Raw genomic sequence first — 22,840 nt, 5'->3', positions numbered from 1 at the left:
TCATCATGAAAAACGCTGTAATCGTCGACTGCATTCGTACTCCGATGGGCCGCTCTAAGGCTGGAGTATTTAGAAATGTACGAGCAGAAACTCTTTCTGCTGAACTAATGAAATCATTATTAAGCCGCAACAGTAAACTTGATCCAAATGACATCGAAGATGTTATCTGGGGTTGTGTGCAACAAACTTTGGAGCAAGGTTTTAATATCGCACGTAATGCTGCGTTATTGGCTGGCATTCCAAAATCAGCCGGTGCTGTAACCGTAAACCGTTTATGTGGCTCATCAATGGATGCGCTTCACCAAGCCACTCGCGCCATCATGACAGGTCAAGGCGACACCTTCATCGTCGGTGGTGTTGAGCACATGGGTCACGTACCAATGAACCATGGTGTAGACTTCCATCCAGGTCTTGCAAGTAATGTTGCTAAAGCCTCTGGCATGATGGGCTTAACCGCTGAAATGCTTGGTAAAATGCATGGAATTACTCGTGAGCAGCAAGATGCATTTGCAGTACGTTCACACCAGCGAGCTCATGCGGCAACTGTTGAAGGTCGTTTTGATAGTGAAATTGTACCGGTTGAAGGTCACGATGCTAATGGTGCACTAATCAAGGTGACTCACGATGAAGTTATCCGCCCAGAAACGTCACTTGAATCTTTATCTGGATTACGCCCTGCGTTTGACCCAGCTAACGGTACAGTAACAGCTGGTACTTCTTCAGCTTTATCTGATGGCGCTTCTGCAATGTTAGTAATGGAAGAGGAAAAAGCCAAAGCATTAGGTCTGCCTATTCGTGCTCGCATCCGTTCAATGGCTGTTGCTGGTTGTGATGCTGCAATCATGGGTTACGGCCCAGTTCCTGCAACCAAGAAAGCACTCGCTCGTGCAGGTCTTAACATTGATGATATGGACGTAATTGAGTTGAACGAAGCATTCGCGGCTCAGTCTCTTCCATGTGTTAAAGACTTAGGTCTAACCGATGTAGTTGATGAGAAAGTTAACTTAAATGGCGGCGCAATCGCATTAGGTCACCCATTAGGTTGTTCAGGTACTCGTATTTCAACAACCTTGATTAACTTGATGGAAGCTAAAGATGCGAAATATGGTCTTGCGACTATGTGTATTGGTTTAGGCCAGGGTATCGCTACTATTTTTGAGCGTGTTGATAGTTAGTATTCATAGCTAATATCTATAGCTAACAAAGCTAGTAATTTTAAAGCCGTGCTTCATAAGCACGGCTTTTTATTATTTATAAATAAATGTTCCACGTGAAACATCATGTACTAGTTCACGAAATACTAATAAAGCCTAAGCTAGACACTTGCAACACTCATTAAGCAGAGTAAAATTAGCGCAATTAATGTTAGTCAGTCGTATATAAGAGTTGGTATGAGCGAAATTTTTTCTACAGCAAAGCATCACTTAGATGCACTCGGTTTGCGTTGTCCAGAGCCTGTAATGATGATCCGTAAAACAGTCCGTAAAATGGCTGAAGGTGAAACCTTGTTGATCACTGCTGATGACCCAGCGACGACCAGAGATATTCCAAGTTTCTGTGAATTTATGGATCACACGTTGATTGCAAGTGACACTGAGCAAACCCCATATAAATATATGATCAAAAAAGGACTTTAATCATGTCGACACTCAAGGCTATCGCTTACAAAACTGTTAAAAAAGGCCAAATGAATCCTGTATTTTGCGCCAATGTAAGTCTGCTAAAAGGTGTTGAAAATGATGTATTTGGTCGTCCAGGTAAGCGTCAAGTCACTGTTATGTCATTAGAGCAATGGCAAGCAGCTTGTCAGGAAATTAATGCTGATTTAGATTGGCTAACGCGCCGCGCTAATATTTTAATAGATAACTACCAATTTAGCGCTGCAGATGTAGGTAAACACATTTCTATTGGTAATGATGTAGCCTTACTTATCACTGGTGAAACAGACCCTTGCGGTAAGATGGAAATGGCTCATTCTGGATTAGAAAAAGCGCTGCTACCGCACTGGCGTGGTGGTGTAACATGTAAAGTTGTCAGTGAAGGCTTAATTCAGGTTGATGACCAAGTATCGATTACTTAGCCTAAGATGCCTCTTTTGAAGAGGCATATAAATCTACACCATTTTGATACTACAACTAACTCCAAAATATAGCTCCTAGGTTTACTCCATTCTAGAACAACAACATTTCTTCTTGCTTCGCCGCAGATATACCCTTCTAATACTTCGCCAAAACGGCATCAAGTAACTTAACGGCTTTCTGATTAACCTCTGCTCTGACTGTCATCATTTGAAACAGAATAAGTGTTTAGTTATTGCCAAATATGTGCGATAAATATCATCAGTTTTATAACTATCAAACAACACTCAATTGATAAAAGTGTAACTCTACCTATAACGATAATCATAAAAACGGACTGTGCATGTTTACCTCAAAAATAAAACCACTCTATACTGCGATTGCGCTGAGTTTAGCCAGTGCTTCGCTTGCAGTTAACGCCGCAGAAGTAACTGAAAAATGGCAAGTTAACGCTCCTGCAAACGCTCCTTTAGAAAAACTACAGATTGATGTTACTGAAGGCACTTGGATGAATGTCAGTGTTTCTCCTGACGGTAAAACTATAGTGTTTGATTTGCTAGGTGACATATACCAAATGCCAATCAGTGGCGGGGAAGCAAAAAAGATTGCTTCTGGAATTGCTTGGCAAATGCAACCAGTCTACAGCCCAGATGGAAAGCAAATAGCGTTCACATCTGACGAAGACGGCGGCGATAATATTTGGGTAATGAATGCTGATGGTAGCAATCAACGTGCAGTAACCTCAGAAACATTCCGATTATTAAACAGCCCTGCTTGGAGCCCTGACTCACAATACTTGGTTGCACGTAAACACTTTACAGCAAGCCGAAGCTTAGGTGCTGGTGAAGTATGGATGTACCACGTAGCTGGCGGTGAAGGCGTTAAATTAACAGAACGCCCTAATGATCAAAAAGATTTAGGTGAACCTGCATATTCGCCTGATGGCCGCTATATCTACTTCAGCCAAGATGCTACACCGGGTAAAACATTCCACTACTCAAAAGATTCGGTTAAAGGCATTTATAAAATTAAGCGCTACGATACTCAAACCGGTGATATTGAAGTATTAATTGAAGGCACTGGTGGTGCAATTCGACCAACACCAAGCCCTGATGGGACAAAACTCGCTTACATCAAGCGCGATGGTTTCCAATCAACATTGTATTTACTGGACTTAAAGTCAGGTAAACATACTAAACTTTACGTTGACCTTGACCGCGACATGCAAGAAACATGGGCTATCCACGGCGTTTACCCAACCATGTCATGGACACAAGACAACGAAGAAATTGTTTTTTGGGCCAAAGGTAAAATCAACAAACTAAACGTTGAAGATCAAGAAGTTAAAAATATTCCTTTCTTTGTCAAGACAGAACTAGATGTCCAACCTTCTGTACGCTTTACTCAAAACCTTGACCAAGATGAGTTTGACGTAAAAATGCTTCGTATGGCGCAAGTATCACCTAATGGCGAAAAAGTAGTATTTGAAGCATTAGGCAAACTTTGGATCCGTAATATTGAAGATGGCAAGCAAAAGCGTTTAACTCGTTTAGATGACGATATTAATGAGCTTTTCCCGCAATGGTCTCGTGATGGCAAAAATATCGTATTCACAACTTGGAATGATCAAGACCAAGGAACTGTTAGCATTGTTAGTGCTAAAGGCGGACGCAGTAAAGAACTGACCAACGAGCCAGGTAAATATGTAGAGCCAACCTTTTCTCCTGATGGCAAAGTTGTTGTATACCGTAAAGCTAAAGGCGGATACGTGACACCGCGAACTTGGTCGCAAGAACCAGGTTTATATAAAGTCGATCTTAAGAAAAAGAAAAATATTAAGATCACTGCCAATGGTTACCAACCACAATTCGGCGCCGACTCTTCACGAGTATTCTTTATGGATTATGGTGAGACACCTGAACTATCGTCAATTAGTTTAGATGGTTTCGAAAAACGTACCCATTACACCAGCGAACATGCTACAGAGTTTCGTGTATCGCCTAACGGTGAACATTTAGCTTTCTCTGAACGTTTCCGTGTTTACGTTACTCCATTTGCTAAGCACGGTGAAACGGTTCGCATAAGCCCTAAAGCAACCAACCTTCCTGTCACTCAACTGAGTGTACGAGCTGGTGAAAGCATAAGTTGGAATAATAAGAGCAATGAACTTTATTGGACTCTTGGCCCTGACTTATATCAAGCCGCTGTCGACACTCAATATGCTAAGAGTGAAGATGAAGTAAAACCAACGGTCACTGCTATTGGCTTTAAAGAAAAAGCTGATGTTCCACGTGGAACAATCGCCTTTGTAGGCGGTAAAGTCATTACCATGGAAAATGATCAAGTCATCGATAATGGTGTTGTCATCGTCACTGACAATAAAATTGTCAGTGTGGGCGATGCTAGTATTGCTATCCCGAAAGGTGCACAAGTTATCGATATTAAAGGTAAAACTTTAATGCCAGGTCTATTTGATGCCCACGCTCACGGTGGCCAAGCTGACGATGAAATCATCCCGCAACAAAACTGGCAGTTATACTCTGGTCTTTCGTTAGGCGTTACAGCAATTCATGATCCATCAAATGACACCACTGAAATCTTTGCAGCATCTGAGCAGCAAAAAGCAGGTAATATTGTTGGACCACGTATTTTCTCAACGGGTACTATTTTATACGGCGCTAATGCACCAGGTTATACATCTCATGTTGATTCATTGGATGATGCAAAATTCCACTTAGAGCGCTTAAAGAAAGTCGGTGCTTTTAGTGTGAAGAGTTATAACCAACCACGTCGTAATCAGCGTCAGCAAGTGATTCAAGCTGCACGTGAATTAGAGATGATGGTTGTACCTGAAGGCGGAAGCTTGCTACAACATAACTTATCAATGATTGCTGATGGCCATACAACGATTGAACATTCACTTCCTGCTGGTTCAATTTACAGTGATATTAAGCAGTTTTGGAGTCAAACAGAAGTTGCCTATACACCTACTCTAGTTGTTGCCTACGGTGGTATTTCAGGTGAACACTATTGGTATGATAAGACCGACGTTTGGGCTCATCCTCGCCTAAGCATGTATGTACCAAGTGATATATTGAATGCTCGTTCGATGCGAAGAACTAAAGCACCAGATGCGCATTATAATCATTTCAATGTTGCTCGTGTAGCCAATGAACTTAATGACATTGGAATCCATCCAAATATCGGTGCTCATGGTCAGCGTGAAGGCTTAGCTGCACATTGGGAAATGTGGATGTTTGCCCAAGGTGGTATGAGCAATATGGACGTACTTAAAACAGCTACGATTAATCCAGCTAAAACCTTTGGAATGGACCATCAAATAGGTTCAATTAAAGCAGGTAAATTGGCTGACTTAATTGTCATTGATGGCAATCCATTAGAAGATATTCGCACTACGGATAAAGTCACTTACACTATGGCTAACGGTAAATTATATAATGCCGAAACCATGAACCAGTTAAATGGTGAAGAAATTGAGCGTAAACCATTTTTCTTCGAATCAGCTAAATAACTAATCTTGTTTGTTTAGTATAAAAAGGGATGTTCCACGTGGAACATCCCTTTTGTTTTATTACTAGTGACATATTTTAAATATCACTTTCCATAGCGAAAACAATCTGTTGTATGATCGTTAACCATACCTACCGCTTGCATAAATGCATAACAAATCGTTGGCCCAACAAAGTTAAAACCGAGCTTTTTGAGTGCTTTTGACATTGCTTCTGATTCAACAGTTTGTGCTGGCACTTCTGACATTGAAGTAAAATGATTAACCTTAGGTTTACCACCAACGAAATCCCATAAGAAAATAGAGAAGTCATTGCCTGCTTCTACAAAGGCCAAATATGCTTTAGCGTTTCTAATTATAGAATTGACCTTCAAACGATTTCTAACAATCCCTGGATTTAACAGCAGTTGTTCTACTTTCTCATCGTCAAAAGTAGCAATAATCTTAGGGTCAAAATTGGCGAACAAAGCTTGGTAATTATGCTGCTTTTTTAAAATAGTAATCCATGACAATCCTGCTTGCTGTCCATCAAGACATAACTTCTCAAATAGCTCGATAGAATCATAAACCGGCCTTCCCCAGACATTATCGTGATAGTCGATATAAAGAGGGTCATTACTTAACCAAGCACAACGTTTCTGATCCATTTACATTGCCCATTTCAATTTTTAATCTCTACGTTAAAAAATAACCTACATCTGTATTAATCTACAAGGTATAATCAAAACCATTTTCTATTTTTAGCCTCAACCAGTAGATAAGCGGACATGACGACGAAACACGACGTAAAGACATTCCAGGGCTTCATTATGACCCTGCAGGAATACTGGGCGCAGCAAGGTTGCGCAATCGTTCAACCATTGGACATGGAAGTGGGTGCAGGTACTTTCCACCCGATGACATTTTTACGTTCATTAGGCCCAGAGCCAATGAGCAGTGCCTACGTGCAACCATGTCGTCGACCTACAGATGGTCGCTACGGTGAAAACCCTAACCGCCTTCAACATTACTACCAATTCCAAGTAGTGCTTAAGCCTTCTCCAAGTAACATCCAAGAGTTATATCTTGGCTCTTTAGAAGCACTTGGTGTTGATATGGGCGTTCATGACGTTCGTTTTGTTGAAGACAACTGGGAATCGCCAACACTTGGTGCTTGGGGTTTAGGTTGGGAAGTCTGGTTAAATGGCATGGAAGTGTCGCAATTTACCTACTTCCAACAAGTTGGTGGCCTAGAATGTAAGCCAGTAACGGGTGAAATCACTTACGGTTTAGAGCGTCTTGCGATGTATATCCAAGAAGTCGACAGCGTATACGACCTTGTCTGGACTGACGGCCCTATGGGTAAAGTCATGTACGGCGACATTTTCCATCAAAATGAAGTTGAGCAATCAACGTACAACTTTGAACATGCTGATGTTGAAGTGTTATTTAGACAATTTGATGACTGTGAAAAAGCTTGCCAAAAACTATTGGCACTTGAAAAGCCTTTACCATTACCAGCCTACGAGCAAGTAATGAAAGCCTCTCACGCATTTAACTTACTCGATGCACGCCATGCTATTTCTGTCACTGAGCGCCAACGTTATATCTTGCGCGTCCGGACTATGGCAAAAGGTGTTGCTGAATCTTATTACCAAGCACGTGAAGCGCTTGGTTTCCCAATGTGTAAGTAGAGGTAGAATATGAACGTTGAAAACTTACTCATTGAAGTGGGTACAGAAGAATTACCACCAAAAGCATTGCGTAAACTAGCAGAGTCATTCCTTGCTAACTTTACTGAAGAGTTAACCAAAGCTGAGTTAGCTTTTACTGATGCAACTTGGTATGCGGCGCCTCGCCGTTTAGCTATCAGCATTCAGCAATTGGCTGTAGCACAAGCTGACAAAGTGGTTGAGAAACGCGGACCTGCTGTTGCACAAGCATTTGATGCCGAAGGCAACCCAACTAAAGCCGCTATGGGCTGGGCTCGTGGTAACGGTATTACTGTTGAACAAGCAGACCGTCTTAAAACAGACAAAGGCGAATGGTTATTACACCAAGCTAAAGTGGTTGGTGTTGAAACCAAGTCGTTAATTGCTGCAATGGCGCAAAAGTCATTAGATAAATTACCTATCCCTAAGCCAATGCGTTGGGGTAGTAATACAACACAATTTATCCGCCCAGTTCATACTGTCACCATGCTATTAGGTGATGAACTCGTTGCTGGTGAATTGTTAGGTATCGAATCAGCTCGCACTATTCGTGGTCACCGTTTCATGGGTGTTGATACCTTTGAATTAGATCATGCAGACAACTACTTAACTGAACTTGAAACTCAGGGCAAAGTATTAGCTGATTACCAACGTCGTAAAGACATCATTAAAGAAAATGCAGAAATAGCAGCCAAAGAAATTGGCGGCGTTGCAGAGCTTGAAGATGACTTACTTGAAGAAGTAACGGCATTGGTTGAATGGCCTGTTGTGTTAACAGCAAGCTTTGAAGAAAAGTTCTTAGATGTTCCTGCTGAAGCTTTGGTTTACACCATGAAAGGCGATCAGAAATACTTCCCAGTATTTGATAAAGCAGGCCAACTATTACCGAACTTTATCTTTGTGACTAACATTGAGTCTAAAGATCCTCAGCAGATTATTTCAGGTAACGAAAAAGTAGTTCGCCCTCGCCTTGCCGATGCTGAATTCTTCTTTGAAACTGATAAAAAACAGTCGTTGGAAACTCGTCTAGCCAGCTTAGAGTCTGTAGTTTTCCAAAAGCAATTAGGCACGATTAAAGCTCGCGTTGAGCGTATTTCTGCAATGGCTGGTTTCATTGCCACCAGCATTAACGCTAATAGCGAAGAAGCCGCTCGTGCAGGCTTACTGTCTAAATCAGACCTAATGACCAATATGGTGATGGAGTTTACAGACCTTCAAGGCACTATGGGCATGCATTACGCACGCTTAGACGGTGAAACTGAAGCTGTAGCTGTTGCCTTAGCTGAACAATACAAGCCTAAGTTCTCTGGCGATACAGTGCCAACAGCACCGATTTCTATCTGTGTGGCATTAGCTGAAAAGCTCGATACTTTAGTGGGTATTTTTGGTATCGGCCAAGCCCCTAAGGGCGCAGCGGATCCATTCGCACTTCGTCGTGCAGCTATCGGTATTTTACGTCTTTGTTTAGAAAACAATTTACCGCTAGATTTAGTTGATTTGATTGCTAAAGCAAAAGAGTTACACGGTGAAAACCTAACCAACGATAACGTATCTGAACAAGTTCTTGAGTTCTTTATGGGCCGCTTCCGTTCATGGTATCAAGATCAAGGTGTAGGCGTTGACGTTATTCTCGCTGTACTGGCACGTAAACCAACAGCACCAGCTGACTTTGAAAGTCGCATTAAAGCTGTGGCTCACTTTAGAACGTTAGAGCAAGCATCAGCTCTTGCTGCTGCTAATAAGCGTGTATCTAACATCTTGGCTAAAGTTGAAGGTGAAATCCCGTCTACTATTGATTCAGGACTTCTCGTTGAAAGTGCAGAGAAAGCATTAGCAGAAAAATTAGCTGAACTGCAACCACAACTTGCACCATTATTTGCTGCAGCAAACTATCAACAAGCATTAGATCTTCTTGCAGGTTTACGTGAAAGCGTTGATACCTTCTTTGAAGATGTAATGGTAATGGCTGACGATGAAGCATTAAAGAATAACCGCTTAGCGCTACTCAATAGCCTACGCGAGCAGTTCTTACATGCTGCTGATATCTCATTGCTTCAGTAATGAATTTTCTCCAGTAAACATAAAAAGCGCCTTAATGGCGCTTTTTTTGGCTAGTGCTTATGACTAAATCGATTCTCGCAATGATCAACAAGACAATATTAATCATTGAGCCTAAATCTTAGTAAATAAGATTTCTATCAAAAATAGCCAATAAAAAAGGCGCCATAGGCGCCTTTTTCAATTTGATTAATCACTATACATCTAAGTTAGCAACGTTTAACGCGTTGGTTTCAATGAAGTCTCGACGCGGCTCAACTTGGTCACCCATTAAGGTCGTAAACAATTGGTCTGCACCAACAGCATCTTCAATGGTCACTCGTAACATACGACGTGTTTCAGGATCCATTGTAGTTTCCCACAATTGTTCAGGGTTCATTTCACCCAATCCTTTATAACGTTGAATGTATAAACCACGTTTCGCTTCACTCATGGTCCAGTCAAGTGCTTCAATAAAGCTCTCAACTTCTTTCATGCGCTCGCCACGTTTGATGTAACCACCTTCTTCAATCATACCGTCTAACGCTTTACCTAACTTAGCAATTAGCGTGTAGTCATTTGACTGGAAGAAGTCGTAGCTGAACAAGTAATTAGTATCAATACCGTGCTTACGAATCGTTAAGCTAGGTAAGTAAGCTTTACGCTCTGGATCTAATACTGGCTCGATGCTGTAGATAACGCCATCAGACTCAAGTTCAATTAAGTCAGCGACGAATGCATCACACCACTGCTTCATTTGACCTTCATCAGACAACATTTCATTCGAAACGCCAGGATGATGAATCATGCGATTAGTAATCGACTCAGGGTAACGCTTAGCTAAACGCTCAATAATCGCTTCAACTTCACGGTACTGAGCAACTAAACGCTCTAGTGGTTCACCTGACATACCAGGTGCGCCTGCAGTTGGGTAAATATGAGTGCCATCTAACGCTTGCGTTGTTAAGTACTCAGTTAATGCTGGCTCATCTTTTAGATATTGCTCTTGCTTACCTTTTTTAACTTTGAATAAAGGTGGTTGTGCAATATAGATATAACCACGCTCGATCAACTCTGGCATTTGACGGAAGAAGAAGGTCAATAGCAGCGTACGAATGTGCGAGCCATCGACGTCGGCATCGGTCATGATAATGATGTTATGGTAACGGGTTTTCTCAGGGTCGTAATCGTCACGACCGATACCACAGCCTAGTGCAGTAATTAGCGTTGCCACTTCTTGCGAAGATAACATTTTATCAAAACGTGCTTTTTCAACGTTTAAGATTTTACCTTTAAGCGGAAGAATCGCTTGGTTTTTACGGTTACGTCCCTGCTTGGCTGATCCGCCAGCAGAGTCCCCTTCCACTATATATATTTCAGAAAGACCAGGGTCTTTCTCTTGGCAATCTGCAAGTTTACCTGGCAAACCACCTAAATCTAATGCGCCTTTACGACGAGTCATTTCACGGGCTTTACGCGCCGCTTCACGGGCACGTGCTGCATCAACAATTTTGCCAACAATTAATTTAGCATCAACTGGGTTTTCTAATAGGTAATCATTTAACTGCTCACCCATTGTTTGTTCAACAGCACCTTTAACTTCACTCGATACCAATTTATCTTTGGTTTGTGAGCTAAACTTAGGATCTGGTACTTTTACAGAAATAACCGCGGTCAAACCTTCACGAGCGTCATCACCCGTTGCGCTAGTTTTGCCTTTTTTATTGAAGCCTTCACGCTCCATGTAGTTATTCAAGTTACGTGTAAGTGCACCACGGAAACCCGCTAAGTGAGTACCGCCATCACGCTGTGGAATGTTGTTGGTGAAACAGAAAATACTTTCCTGGTAACCATCATTCCACTGCATTGCTACTTCAACAGTAATGCCATCTTCACGCTCGTGGGTGAAATGGAACACATCTTTGTTGATTGGGGTTTTGTTACGGTTTAGGTAATCAACGAATGCGCTAATACCACCATCGTATTTAAAGAATTCGTTACGCTCATCACGCTCGTCAACTAAGCGGATACCCACACCTGAGTTCAAGAATGATAATTCACGCACACGCTTGGCAAGAATATCAAAGTGGAACAAAGTGTCAGAGAAGGTTTCAGGGCTTGGCCAAAAACGGATATGAGTACCGGTTTTATCAGAATCGCCTACTGGAGCGATTGGGGCATCTGGTACACCCATAGTGTAAAACTGCTCGTAAATATGGCCATCACGACGAATGGTCATTTGCAGTTTTTCAGACAGTGCGTTTACTACTGAAACACCTACACCGTGTAAACCACCAGATACTTTGTATGAGTTATCATCAAACTTACCACCAGCATGAAGTACGGTCATAATAACTTCAGCAGCTGAAACCCCTTCTTCTTCATGGATAGCAACTGGGACACCACGGCCATCATCTGTTACAGACACAGAGCCGTCAGCATGAATGGTGATAGTAATGTCATTACAGTGGCCAGCTAAGGCTTCATCGATAGAGTTATCGACCACTTCGAATACCATGTGATGAAGACCCGTACCATCATCTGTATCACCGATGTACATCCCTGGTCTCTTACGAACTGCATCAAGGCCTTTTAAAACCTTAATACTCGAAGAATCATAACTATTCTCTGACATATTTCTCTCTCGTTTTTATTCAACTACCGTGACTTGCCCATGTTCCACATGAAACATTTTACTTGGCGGGCTTGCCAGCGAATCGACTATTGCAACAGGATCAATCGCTGTGACAAAAATTTGTGCACCGGTTTCGGTTAACTGTTTTAGCAATAGTTGCCTATGTTGTGCATCCAACTCAGATGGAAGATCATCCACAAGGTAAATACTATGCTTGTTTTGTTTTTCTTGAAGCAATTTGCCTTGTGCAATACGCAGTGCACAGACTAATAATTTTAACTGTCCTCGGGATAATGCATCCTGCACAGGAAGGTTGCCAACGCGTAATCGTAAATCCGCTTTATGTGGTCCACTACCTGTATTTCCCGATGATAAATCTCTGTGATATTGAGTTTCGAGTAACTCTGCAAAATCCGTTTTGCTATCCCAGCCACGAGTAAAGGAAACTTTAATATCAACTCGTGGTAAAAACTCTTCGATTATACCCTTAAGTAGCTCATTTAACGAGTCTACATATCGATTTCGTATCGAAGTAACTTGTTCAGCATACCGCACCAATTCCTTATCCCAAAATTGAATTGCGGCATAAGAAGAACCATCTCTAAGAAGTTGATTTCTTTGCTTTAAAATTCTTCTGGTATTCACCCATGCTTGGTAAAAATTTACGTCCGCATGGAAAGCGCCCCAGTCGATAAATTGTCTACGGGCTTTTGGGCCTTCAAATAGCAAAGAAAAACTTTCTGGCGTGATAACTTGAATGGGTAATGTTTCAGCCAAAACCGACAAACGCTTCACTTTATCGCCATTTAATTTGACATCAATATCGCCATTTCGAAAACGTCTTAAACCTAATTTAGCTTCGCCCGCTTCCATTTCTAATTGAGCAAATAAAGTTAAACTGTCTTGCTCAATATTAATCACTCGTTGAGATAAATGACTGCGAAAAGAACGCCCCATTCCCAAAAAATATATCGCTTCTAATATACTGGTTTTTCCGCTGCCATTTTCACCATAAATCAGATTTAAACCTGACTCTGGTTGTAGTGAGGCAGAAAGGATATTGCGAAACTGGGCGATATTAAGACGGGTTAAGCTCATGAGTAGTAATTTCTCAAACCTATCAACAAAGAAGTAAAACTAAAAAAGGTGCCTTAATGTAGCACCTTTTGGGATAAAAACGTTGCAGTAATCTATTTAGATTATGTCGAATTATAAACGCATAGGCATCACGACATACATTGAATCTTCTTCGGCGTGGTTTTCTATCAACGCACTCGAGTTTCCATCAATCAAGGTGATTCTGACGTCGTCACTGGCTAAGTTATTTAATACATCGAGTAGATAACTCACATTGAAGCCAATTTCTAAGTTTTCAGAATTGTATTCAACATCGATGATTTCTTCAGCTTCTTCTTGCTCAGGGTTATTTGCGGTAATGCGCAATAATCCCGGCTCAAGCTGGATACGAACTCCACGGAACTTCTCATTCGATAAAATTGAAGCACGGGTTAACGCTTGTTTTAAGTGATTACGGCTAGCAACCACAATCTTATTACCGCCTTTAGGTAACACGCGGCGATAATCAGGGAAACGCCCATCAACAAGCTTACTGGTAAATACCGCATTGTCAGTAGTGGCACGAATAGCACTATCACCAATAGCAATATTAATCTCTTTGTCTTCACTCTCTAATAAGCGAGACATTTCAACCACACCTTTGCGCGGCACAATCACTTGTTTTTCTGGTAATTCGATACCAATATCACGATGACTGAGCGCTAAACGGTGTCCGTCAGTTGCAATCGCCTTTAACGAACTGCCTGAGGTTTCAAATAACAAACCGTTGAGGTAATAACGCACATCCTGGTTTGCCATTGAGAATTGAGTTGAATCAATAATCGACTTTAATGTGCCCTGCTTTATGCTGAATTCAATCTCAGCTTGGAAAGCTTCTACATTTGGATAATCAGATGCAGGCAAAGTGGCTAAAGAAAAACGGCTACGGCCTGAGCGTAATAACCATTTGTTTTCTTGTTGTTCAATTTTGATTTCGACTTGTTCAGGAAGAGACTTGACGATATCTAAAAGCTTTTTAGCGGGAACAGTCGTGCTACCTACTTCAATTTCACCTTGAACTGGAGCTTGACCTACAAGTTCCACCTCTAAATCCGTACCTGTTAGCTTAAGTGAGTCCTCACTAACTTCCACAAGTAGATTAGATAAAATCGGCAAATTATGACGTCTTTCTACTGCGCCACACACTAATTGAAGTGGTTTTAATAGGGCATCCCTATCAATTGAAAATTTCATTCGTCTCAATTTCCTGATATTAAGAAGATAATGTACGTATCAAGTTAGCATAATCTTCTTTAATGTCATGACTTTCTTCACGCAATTGGGCAATTTTTCTGCATGCGTGTAATACGGTAGTATGATCACGACCTCCAAAGGCATCCCCAATTTCAGGTAAGCTTTGGTTTGTAAGTTCTTTTGATAATGCCATCGCGACTTGACGAGGTCTCGCAACACTACGAGAACGACGCTTAGATAACATGTCAGCCATTTTAATTTTGTAGTACTCGGCCACGGTCTTTTGAATATTATCAATCGTGACCAATTTTTCTTGTAGCGCTAATAAATCACGCAGAGCTTCACGAACAAAATCAATCGTAATTGGTCGGCCAGTAAAGTTCGCATTGGCAATAACACGGTTTAATGCACCTTCTAGTTCACGCACATTTGAACGTAAACGTTTTGCAATAAAGAAAGCCACTTCATCTGGAAGGTTAATGCCACTCTCTTGTGCTTTACGCATCAAGATCGCCACACGAGTTTCAAGCTCAGGTGGCTCAATAGCAACCGTAAGACCCCAGCCAAAACGAGATTTTAAACGATCTTCTACCCCATCGATTTCTTTAGGGTATTTATCAGATGTAAGGATGATCTGATGATTACCTTCTAATAGTGCATTGAAGGTATGAAAGAATTCTTCTTGAGAACGATCTTTATTGGCAAAGAATTGAATGTCATCAATAAAGAGTGCATCAACACTACGGTAATAACGTTTGAAATCTTCAATCGCATTATTCTGTAATGCTTTAACCATGTCCTGAACAAAACGCTCAGAATGCATATAAACCACTTTAGCATTGGGATTATTTTTAATAATGCCATTACCTACAGCATGCAATAAATGGGTTTTACCTAAACCAGTGCCGCCATATAAAAATAATGGGTTGTATGCACCACCTGGGTTTTCTGCTACTTGCAGCGCTGCAGCTTTACCTAATTGGTTCGATTTACCTTCAACGAAATTATCAAACTGGTAAGTAGGATTAATATTACTGCGATGATTAGCATGCTCAACTGGCTCAGCTTGAGTATTAAATGCAGTACTGACACGCGGCTTAGCTTGTGTGCTTTGTGGCTGTCTAACTTCTGCTTTTACTGGTGCAGGTGTTCTGACTGCTGACGGGCGGCTACCAATATCAAAACGCAGCTTAGGGGCATTTCCACCTAACTGTTCAGTAAAAAATTGATTGATGATATTGATGTACTTATCTCGAACCCAATCGAGTACAAAACGATTAGGTGCATAAAGTACCAAAGTATCGCCATCCATTTCAGCTTGTAACGGACGGATCCACATACTGAATTGCTGCGCAGAAAGCTCGTCTTGCAGCCTGTCGATACATTGTTGCCAAAGTGAAACCGCCACTTAATATTCCTTAATATCGTTTGTTGAAGGAGGGGTATTCTATCGTTAGATCTCAATGATCGCTATCGATAAAAAAATTTTTATCCCCAGCCTGATCATTGTATGTGGATATCTGTGATCTTTAAAGATCAAAAACGATCCAATTAATCGCATTAGTTCGCAGATCCTGCTTTATTAACCGATCACTCTTGATCTATAATAGCCGCGCTTTGATCTCGTTAAACAGCCTTTGATCCACTACATGTAGTGTTGATTCACAGAGTTATCCACATCCTGTGGTGAATTATTGGAGTTTAATGAAAAAGTAATTAGGTAAAAATTGTGCATATAGCTACTTTCCTTGTTGACGGTAGTGATTAAAGTGATTACAATTCGGCCTCTTTTTTGCCCTTGCCTCTTATTTTAAGAATGTAAGGTTTATTAACTACTAAATATACGGATTGCCAAAATGAGTAAACGTACTTTTCAACCAAGCAACCTGAAGCGTAAGCGTTCTCACGGCTTCCGCGCACGTATGGCCACTGTAGGCGGCCGTAAAGTGATTGCACGTCGTCGTGCAAAAGGTCGCGCTCGTTTATCTGCTTAATCGGTAGATATTCATAGTGACTAGCTATGCTTTTACGCGGGAGTTACGTCTGTTAACTCCCGCGCAATTCAAATCTGTATTTTCAAATCCCATCAAAGCATCTTCTGCTGAAATAACTCTGCTCGCGATACCTAATTCAGAACAACATCCTCGTATTGGATTAACAGTTGCAAAACGTTTTGTTAAAAACGCCAGTGATCGTAATCGTATTAAGCGAATAATCAGAACAAATTTCCGTTTAAGTCAGCATGACATTCCAAATCTTGATATTGTTGTCTTGGTTCGAAATGGCGTGGTTGATATGGAAAATGCAGAACTACATAAATTAACAGAGAAGTTATGGCGCAAGCTCAGTCGCCGTTACAATGGCTAGCCACCAAGGCTATTCGTGGTTATCAACTTCTTATCAGCCCCATGCTGGGACCTCGCTGTAGATTTAACCCAACGTGCTCTAATTATGCGATTGATGCAATAAAAACGCATGGAACTGCGAAAGGTTGTTGGCTTGCAGCGAAACGCATACTAAAATGTCACCCTTTACATCCCGGCGGAAGTGACCCCGTCCCCCCTAAAAACGACAGGTGTAACAAATAGGCTATGGAATCTCAACGCAATTTAATGCTTATCGCACTACTGTTTGTCAGCTTTTTACTTTGGCAAGCATGGCAAGACGATAAAGCACCACAACCGACAGCAACACAATCGGTTGTTCAAACGAATAATGTACCTTCGTCAAATATTGGCGACGTACCCGATGCTGATTCAAGCATGCCTGTTCAATTACCGGCGACTCAAAATCTGATTTCAGTTAACACTGATCAGCTAAACATTAAAATCGACCCTGTAGGCGGTGATATTGTTTATGCAGCACTTGTTGACCATAAAGTTGAAATCGATAGTGATGAAGCTTTTGTTCTTTTAGAGCAAAACGGTGCATTCAATTATATTTCTCAAAGTGGCTTAATCGGACGTGATGGTATTGATAGCAGTACTCACGGTCGTGCACATTTTTCTGCTGAATCTGAATTATATGAATTAGCAGCTGGCCAAGACACTTTGTCAGTACCATTGAGCTATGTAGATGCAAACGGCGCAAGCTATACCAAAGTATTTACTTTTACTCGTGGTCAGTTTGACGTTACCGTTGATTACAACGTAAACAACACCACTGCAGCGCCGCTTCAAATGCAAATGTACGGTCAAATTAAACAAACCGTTCAAGCATCTGAAAGCAGCATGATGATGCCAACTTACCGTGGTGCAGCATTCTCAACTCAGAATGTTCGTTACGAAAAGTATGATTTCGAAGATATTGCTAAAAGTAACTTAAACCAACAAACACTAGGTGGTTGGGCAGCAATGCTTCAGCATTACTATGTGTCAGCTTGGGTACCACCAGCAAATGACTCGAACACTATTTTCACTAGCATGAGTGCTGGTGGACAAGCCAACATTGGTTTCCGCGGTGCAGTACATGATATTGCTCCAGGTACTCAACAAACCATTAGTGCACAGTTCTTTGTTGGTCCTAAAGACCAAAAAGCACTTTCTAGTATTTCTGAAACCTTAAACCTTGTAGTTGATTATGGTTTCCTTTGGTGGTTAGCAATCCCTATTTACAAGTTACTGATGTTCTTCCAGTCAATCGTAACTAACTGGGGTTTAGCGATTATTTTAATTACGCTATCTGTTCGTGGTCTTTTATACCCACTGACTAAAGCGCAATACACCTCAATGGCGAAAATGCGTAACCTACAGCCTAAACTTGCTGAACTGAAAGAACGTTTCGGTGATGACCGTCAAAAGATGGGTCAAGCAATGATGGAGCTGTATAAGAAAGAGAAAGTTAACCCTATGGGTGGCTGTCTTCCTATCTTGCTACAAATGCCAATTTTCATCGCATTGTACTGGGTATTACTAGAAAGTTATGAATTACGTCATGCACCATTCATGCTTTGGATTGACGATTTATCGGTTCAAGATCCTTACTACGTACTACCGTTACTAATGGGTGTGTCTATGTGGTTAATGCAGAAAATGCAGCCAATGGCACCAACCATGGATCCTATGCAAGTTAAGATGATGCAGTGGATGCCAGTTATCTTTACTGTGTTCTTCCTATGGTTCCCATCAGGACTAGTTCTTTACTGGTTAGTGGGTAACTTAGTGGCAATTACACAACAAAAGATTATTTATGCCGGTTTAGAGAAAAAAGGCTTAAAATAAGTCATAGCTCGAACTGATATAATCTTTAAAGGCGGCTATTAAGCCGCCTTTTCCTTTACTATTTTCAACAAGGTTTTCTTCAATGACAGACACTATCGTGGCACAAGCAACCGCACCAGGTCGTGGCGGCGTCGGTATCATTCGTGTATCAGGTGATAAAGCAACTGAAGTCGCACAAAGCGTTTTAGGCCATTTACCTAAAACCCGTTACGCCGACTACTGTGACTTTAAAAGTGCGACAGGTGAAGTCATTGACCAAGGGATAGCCTTATTCTTTAAAGGGCCTAACTCCTTTACAGGTGAAGACGTATTGGAATTGCAAGGTCATGGCGGCCAAATCGTCTTAGACATGCTAATTAAGCGTGTGATGGAAGTTGATGGTCTTCGAATTGCTAAACCTGGTGAGTTTAGTGAACAAGCCTTTATGAACGATAAGCTTGATTTAACCCAAGCAGAAGCCATTGCTGACCTTATTGATGCAACCAGTGAACAAGCAGCTAAAAGCGCGTTAAATTCGCTTCAGGGCGAGTTCTCGGATGAAGTTCATCAATTAGTTGAACAAGTGACTAATTTACGTTTGTACGTCGAAGCAGCGATTGATTTTCCTGATGAAGAAGTCGATTTTTTATCAGACGGTAAAATTGCTAATTCGCTTTATAAAATCATCGACAAACTTGATTCAGTTCAAGCTAGTGCCAAGCAAGGCTCTATTATTCGTGAAGGTATGAAAGTCGTGATTGCCGGTCGTCCTAATGCTGGTAAATCTAGCCTGTTAAATGCGTTAGCTGGTAAAGAGTCAGCTATTGTGACTGAAATTGCGGGTACTACTCGTGATGTTCTGCGCGAACATATCCATTTAGATGGTATGCCTCTGCATATTATCGATACTGCTGGTTTACGTGATACTGCTGATACCGTAGAAAAAATCGGTATTGAACGCGCATGGGATGAAATAGCGACTGCAGACCGAGTGTTATTTATGGTCGATGGCACCACCACCACTGATGTTAATCCACATGACATCTGGCCAGACTTTATTGACCGTTTACCAGCAAGACTTGGGGTAACTGTAGTACGTAACAAAGCAGATTTAACCGGTGAACCTGTCATGACTACAGATGAACACGGTTACAGTGTTTACCGTATTTCAGCTAAAACAGGCTTAGGCGTTGAGGAGCTCAAACAGCACCTTAAGACCCTCATGGGTTATCAAAGTAACCTTGAGGGTGGTTTTATCGCCCGTCGTCGTCATTTAGAAGCATTAGACTTAGCTGCTAGTCACTTACAGCTGGGTAAAGAGCAACTTGAAGTCTATTTAGCTGGCGAGTTGTTAGCAGAAGAACTGCGTATGGCACAAATGGCCCTATCTGAAATTACCGGTAAATTCACCTCAGATGACCTACTGGGTAAAATCTTTAGCTCCTTCTGTATTGGTAAGTAAGCCAAAATTTTAAAAGAGAAAAATTAGTGTCTATTGAATCAGCTTTAGCAAATACCGTCATCGTACTCGATTTTGAAACCACAGGTTTATCACCAGATAATGCCGACCGCGCCATTGAAATTGGCGCAGTAAAACTAGTCGATGGCGTAGTTGTTGATTCGTTTCAAGAATTAATGAACCCAGGACGTCGAGTTAATAGTTTTATTGAGAACTACACAGGCATTAGCAATCAAATGCTGCAAACTGCAGATGATTGCGAAACCGTGATGGCGCGCTTTGCTGATTTTATTGAAGATTTTAACCTAGTGGCGCATAACGCCAGCTTTGATAAAAAGTTTTTAGATGCGGAATTTCAGCGAATTAATCACCAATACTCAGGACAATTTGCTTGCTCTTTGTTGCTGTCTCGCAGAATAAACCAAGATGCGCCTAACCATAAACTCGGAACCTTGGTTGATTACCACCAGCTACCCAATGACGGTGTTTTTCACAGAGCGTTAGCCGACGCCACCATGACAGGGCATTTATGGCTCCACCAGCTTGAAACGATTAAACAGCACCAACCTCAGCAAGCTGTCACTTTTGATAAAATTCAAACGATTACAGGTATGCCAAAGGCAAAAGTCATGGCTTTTTTAACACAATAACCTTTAAAATTAAGTTATTAGTATCTTATGCCGCCGATTGCTGTTGCGGCATGGTACTTAACCATTCTTTAAATTTAGCAATTGCAGGTAATCTTTTATCTGAATGCCCTAACAATTGAACGATGGCATAACAGTATTGATAATATAGCTGAACATCATTTCCGTCCTTATCAGCATCATCACAATTAATCATCGCGCCACGTAAGTAGCTCATCACTAATTCATCGCGATTAAAGCCTTCAACCTTACCTATTTTTGCAGTCATGCTATTAAACCATACAAAGTAAGCATCATAACTTTGTTGATATGCCTGCTGATAAACTTCACTTGCTTGAGATAACACATCTGAATTAGGCATGACCCTTTCAATGACAAATGTTTTATTAACTAGGGTGTCATGTAAACGCCAACATTGATGTGCTAAAAATTGAATTAGAGGATCTTGGTAATTCTGTTCATCAAGCTCAGCCTGAATACTCCAGCGATTTAAATCATTAATAGCTATCGCAACCATTAAATCCGCTTCAGTGGGGAAATGGTTGTAAATAGTACCCTTAGAAATCTGACTGGCTTTCACTAAGTGTGACCGACACAAATCAAATGTTTTATGTCCTTTTAAACAACGCTGAGAAACTTCAACGAGGTAATCCCCTCTTTGTTGCCAAGTACTCATGATGCATCCCTTACTTTTGCTCAAAATATGTTATCAGTTCACATTCACACAGTAACAAGCTTTTTACCTCTTCGATATTAAGTAATACTGATACCACTATGAACAATTTCAATAGCCAGTTTTTCTAAAGCCAATGTTAAAAATTGAATTACTAGAAAGCTTCATCGCGGTCGCAGAAAACGGCAACCTTTCAAAAGCAGCTGAGCAGATTTATCGAACTCAATCAGCCTTAAGTTTACAAATTAAAAAGCTTGAAGAAAGTGTCGGCCAACCACTGCTAATTCGCGATAATAAAGGTGTAACCCTGACTGAATCAGGCGTCACTTTGCTTAACTACGCCTATAAAATGATGCAGTTAAATTCAAAAGCATTGGATGATTTAAAAGATTGCCAAAATAGAGAAATTATTCGATTAGGTGTGCCAACTGACTATATAAAACGTTATTTGAGCAGCTGTTTATTAGAATTTATTCGTGAATTTACCCGAATAGAGCTAGTGATTGATACCGATGTCAGCGGTAATCTATATAAGCGCTTACAACAAGGTGAGTTTGACGTGATAGTCGCAACCCATTGGCAAACACCGGCTAATGGCGAATTACTGTTTGAACGACGCTTTCATTGGGTCGCTGCTAAAAATGGTAATGCCCATAAACGCAACGTGATCCCGATGGCGTTATATCCTGAAAACTGCCCTATTCGTGCCCAAGTATTTGCTAATCATCAACTGACGATGCGCTCGATCAATGTATTACTCTCAACTCCTTCACCACAAGCATTATGCATGGCGGTTGAAAACGATCTAACCATTGCACCCGTCGCAGAATTTCGTATTAACGATAAAATGCAGATATTAGATCCAGTTGAACATGGACTCCCCACTTTACCAGTCTTTAATGAAGCGCTTTATCTGAATCCAGATACCCAAACTGATGCAACTCAACAACTGATCTCGTTAATTAAAGCCAATGTTGAAAACTTAGCAGAAGTTGCTGACAGCTAATTATCTATGGTGCGTCAGACTAAGCCAACTTAAGTAAGTTGGCTTTTTACTTTTCTATAGCTGATAGAAATTACGCGTAGCTTTGATCATATGCCTATATTCAATCGATAAAAAAGCCCCTAACTATTAAGTTAGAGGCTTATCAAAAAGTGACTACTATATTGATTGAAAGGGGGAAACTAACAACCAATGCATTAAGTTACTTTTTATGTTTGTCGTATTTGAACGTATGGCAATCGCTACAGATAGGCTCTTTCGCTTTATGCTCACCATGACATTCCTGACAAGGTAACTCTTTACCGTAATGTAAGTTATTGTGCGGATTCTGCCACTTATCTTCTTCACTTCGAGCAGTCGTTTCAGCAAGTTCGTCTACATCATGACACTGCTGACAAGCTTGATCTGAAGGAAATTGTTTAATCCCTTGATCATGACAAGCTTTACAATCCTTACCAATCACTTCCTTATGATGGTCTCTAATTTCAACCGCTTGAACTGTTGCACTGCTTAAGCAAAGTAAACCCAGCGCAAGTATCATCTTTAATGTGTTCATCAATAATTCCTCTTGTTTAGGGC

Annotated in this window: 20 protein-coding genes; 13 read left to right on the top strand and 7 right to left on the bottom strand. The window is 41.1% G+C overall.

What is annotated here, in order from left to right; genetic code table 11:
* The first annotated feature begins 5 nt into the window (after positions 1–5).
* From fadA to AC0L4E_RS19145, 4 genes are all read left to right on the top strand, one after another.
* Positions 6–1,175: an acetyl-CoA C-acyltransferase FadA gene (gene fadA, locus AC0L4E_RS19160; protein WP_285163789.1), complete on the top strand. Its 1,170-nt coding sequence runs from the start codon at positions 6–8 to the stop codon at positions 1,173–1,175.
* Between the two features lie 216 nt (positions 1,176–1,391).
* Positions 1,392–1,637 carry a sulfurtransferase TusA gene (tusA, locus tag AC0L4E_RS19155; RefSeq protein WP_473681133.1) on the top strand — a complete coding sequence of 82 codons (246 nt, stop codon included), beginning with the start codon at positions 1,392–1,394 and terminating at the stop codon, positions 1,635–1,637.
* Positions 1,638–1,639: 2 nt separating this feature from the next.
* Positions 1,640–2,080 (top strand): MOSC domain-containing protein, encoded by a 441-nt coding sequence (locus tag AC0L4E_RS19150; RefSeq protein ID WP_473681131.1) that lies wholly within the window; start codon positions 1,640–1,642, stop codon positions 2,078–2,080.
* Between the two features lie 341 nt (positions 2,081–2,421).
* Complete coding sequence (locus AC0L4E_RS19145) at positions 2,422–5,610, top strand: amidohydrolase family protein (protein ID WP_473681129.1); 3,189 nt, start codon at positions 2,422–2,424, stop codon at positions 5,608–5,610.
* Positions 5,611–5,693: 83 nt separating this feature from the next.
* On the opposite strand, the gene AC0L4E_RS19140 is transcribed toward AC0L4E_RS19145, so the two are convergent.
* Positions 5,694–6,254: a DNA-3-methyladenine glycosylase I gene (locus AC0L4E_RS19140; RefSeq protein WP_473681127.1), complete on the bottom strand. Its 561-nt coding sequence runs from the start codon at positions 6,252–6,254 to the stop codon at positions 5,694–5,696.
* A 120-nt stretch (positions 6,255–6,374) separates the two neighbouring features.
* Between AC0L4E_RS19140 and glyQ the strand changes: the two genes are divergently transcribed.
* Positions 6,375–7,280 (top strand): glycine--tRNA ligase subunit alpha, encoded by a 906-nt coding sequence (glyQ, locus tag AC0L4E_RS19135; protein WP_473681125.1) that lies wholly within the window; start codon positions 6,375–6,377, stop codon positions 7,278–7,280.
* 9 nt (positions 7,281–7,289) lie between these two features.
* Positions 7,290–9,359 carry a glycine--tRNA ligase subunit beta gene (glyS, locus tag AC0L4E_RS19130; protein ID WP_473681123.1) on the top strand — a complete coding sequence of 690 codons (2,070 nt, stop codon included), beginning with the start codon at positions 7,290–7,292 and terminating at the stop codon, positions 9,357–9,359.
* A gap of 193 nt (positions 9,360–9,552) precedes the next feature.
* Here the strand turns inward: glyS and gyrB are convergent, their stop codons facing one another.
* From gyrB to dnaA, 4 genes are all read right to left on the bottom strand, one after another.
* On the bottom strand, positions 9,553–11,970 hold the full coding sequence (gene gyrB / locus AC0L4E_RS19125; protein WP_473681121.1) for a DNA topoisomerase (ATP-hydrolyzing) subunit B: 2,418 nt from the start codon (positions 11,968–11,970) through the stop codon (positions 9,553–9,555).
* Positions 11,971–11,985: 15 nt separating this feature from the next.
* A complete protein-coding gene (gene recF / locus AC0L4E_RS19120; RefSeq protein WP_473681119.1) occupies positions 11,986–13,068 on the bottom strand; it encodes a DNA replication/repair protein RecF in 1,083 nt (360 codons plus the stop codon).
* Positions 13,069–13,179: 111 nt separating this feature from the next.
* On the bottom strand, positions 13,180–14,280 hold the full coding sequence (gene dnaN, locus AC0L4E_RS19115) for a DNA polymerase III subunit beta (protein WP_473681117.1): 1,101 nt from the start codon (positions 14,278–14,280) through the stop codon (positions 13,180–13,182).
* Between the two features lie 19 nt (positions 14,281–14,299).
* A complete protein-coding gene (gene dnaA / locus AC0L4E_RS19110; RefSeq protein WP_220754386.1) occupies positions 14,300–15,688 on the bottom strand; it encodes a chromosomal replication initiator protein DnaA in 1,389 nt (462 codons plus the stop codon).
* Between the two features lie 448 nt (positions 15,689–16,136).
* On the opposite strand from dnaA, the gene rpmH reads away from it, so the two are divergent.
* From rpmH to AC0L4E_RS19080, 6 genes are all read left to right on the top strand, one after another.
* Positions 16,137–16,274, top strand: a complete 138-nt coding sequence (gene rpmH / locus AC0L4E_RS19105) for a 50S ribosomal protein L34 (RefSeq protein WP_011867659.1) — start codon at positions 16,137–16,139, stop codon at positions 16,272–16,274.
* Positions 16,275–16,290: 16 nt separating this feature from the next.
* Positions 16,291–16,647 carry a ribonuclease P protein component gene (gene rnpA / locus AC0L4E_RS19100; RefSeq protein ID WP_102529117.1) on the top strand — a complete coding sequence of 119 codons (357 nt, stop codon included), beginning with the start codon at positions 16,291–16,293 and terminating at the stop codon, positions 16,645–16,647.
* On the top strand, positions 16,614–16,868 hold the full coding sequence (yidD, locus tag AC0L4E_RS19095) for a membrane protein insertion efficiency factor YidD (protein WP_473681113.1): 255 nt from the start codon (positions 16,614–16,616) through the stop codon (positions 16,866–16,868). Before rnpA ends, yidD begins: the two co-directional genes overlap by 34 nt.
* 3 nt (positions 16,869–16,871) lie before the next feature.
* Entirely contained in the window at positions 16,872–18,500 is a 1,629-nt protein-coding gene (gene yidC / locus AC0L4E_RS19090) for a membrane protein insertase YidC (protein ID WP_473681111.1), read from the top strand.
* 82 nt (positions 18,501–18,582) lie between these two features.
* Entirely contained in the window at positions 18,583–19,941 is a 1,359-nt protein-coding gene (gene mnmE, locus AC0L4E_RS19085) for a tRNA uridine-5-carboxymethylaminomethyl(34) synthesis GTPase MnmE (protein ID WP_473681109.1), read from the top strand.
* Between the two features lie 32 nt (positions 19,942–19,973).
* Complete coding sequence (locus tag AC0L4E_RS19080; protein ID WP_473681752.1) at positions 19,974–20,588, top strand: 3'-5' exonuclease; 615 nt, start codon at positions 19,974–19,976, stop codon at positions 20,586–20,588.
* 25 nt (positions 20,589–20,613) lie between these two features.
* On the opposite strand, the gene AC0L4E_RS19075 is transcribed toward AC0L4E_RS19080, so the two are convergent.
* On the bottom strand, positions 20,614–21,261 hold the full coding sequence (locus AC0L4E_RS19075) for a TetR/AcrR family transcriptional regulator (protein ID WP_473681107.1): 648 nt from the start codon (positions 21,259–21,261) through the stop codon (positions 20,614–20,616).
* A gap of 133 nt (positions 21,262–21,394) precedes the next feature.
* Here AC0L4E_RS19075 and AC0L4E_RS19070 point away from each other — a divergent pair, with 133 nt between their 5' ends.
* Positions 21,395–22,264 (top strand): LysR family transcriptional regulator, encoded by an 870-nt coding sequence (locus tag AC0L4E_RS19070; protein ID WP_473681105.1) that lies wholly within the window; start codon positions 21,395–21,397, stop codon positions 22,262–22,264.
* 199 nt (positions 22,265–22,463) lie between these two features.
* Here the strand turns inward: AC0L4E_RS19070 and ardB are convergent, their stop codons facing one another.
* Positions 22,464–22,817, bottom strand: coding sequence for an acrylate reductase cytochrome subunit ArdB (gene ardB, locus AC0L4E_RS19065; RefSeq protein WP_473681103.1), 354 nt, complete (start codon positions 22,815–22,817; stop codon positions 22,464–22,466).
* Positions 22,818–22,840 lie beyond the last annotated feature (23 nt).

Source organism: Shewanella sp. GJ50-10 (assembly GCF_055808815.1).
Note: the sequence above shows the minus strand (reverse complement) of the source record. Positions and strands in the feature narration are given on the sequence as shown.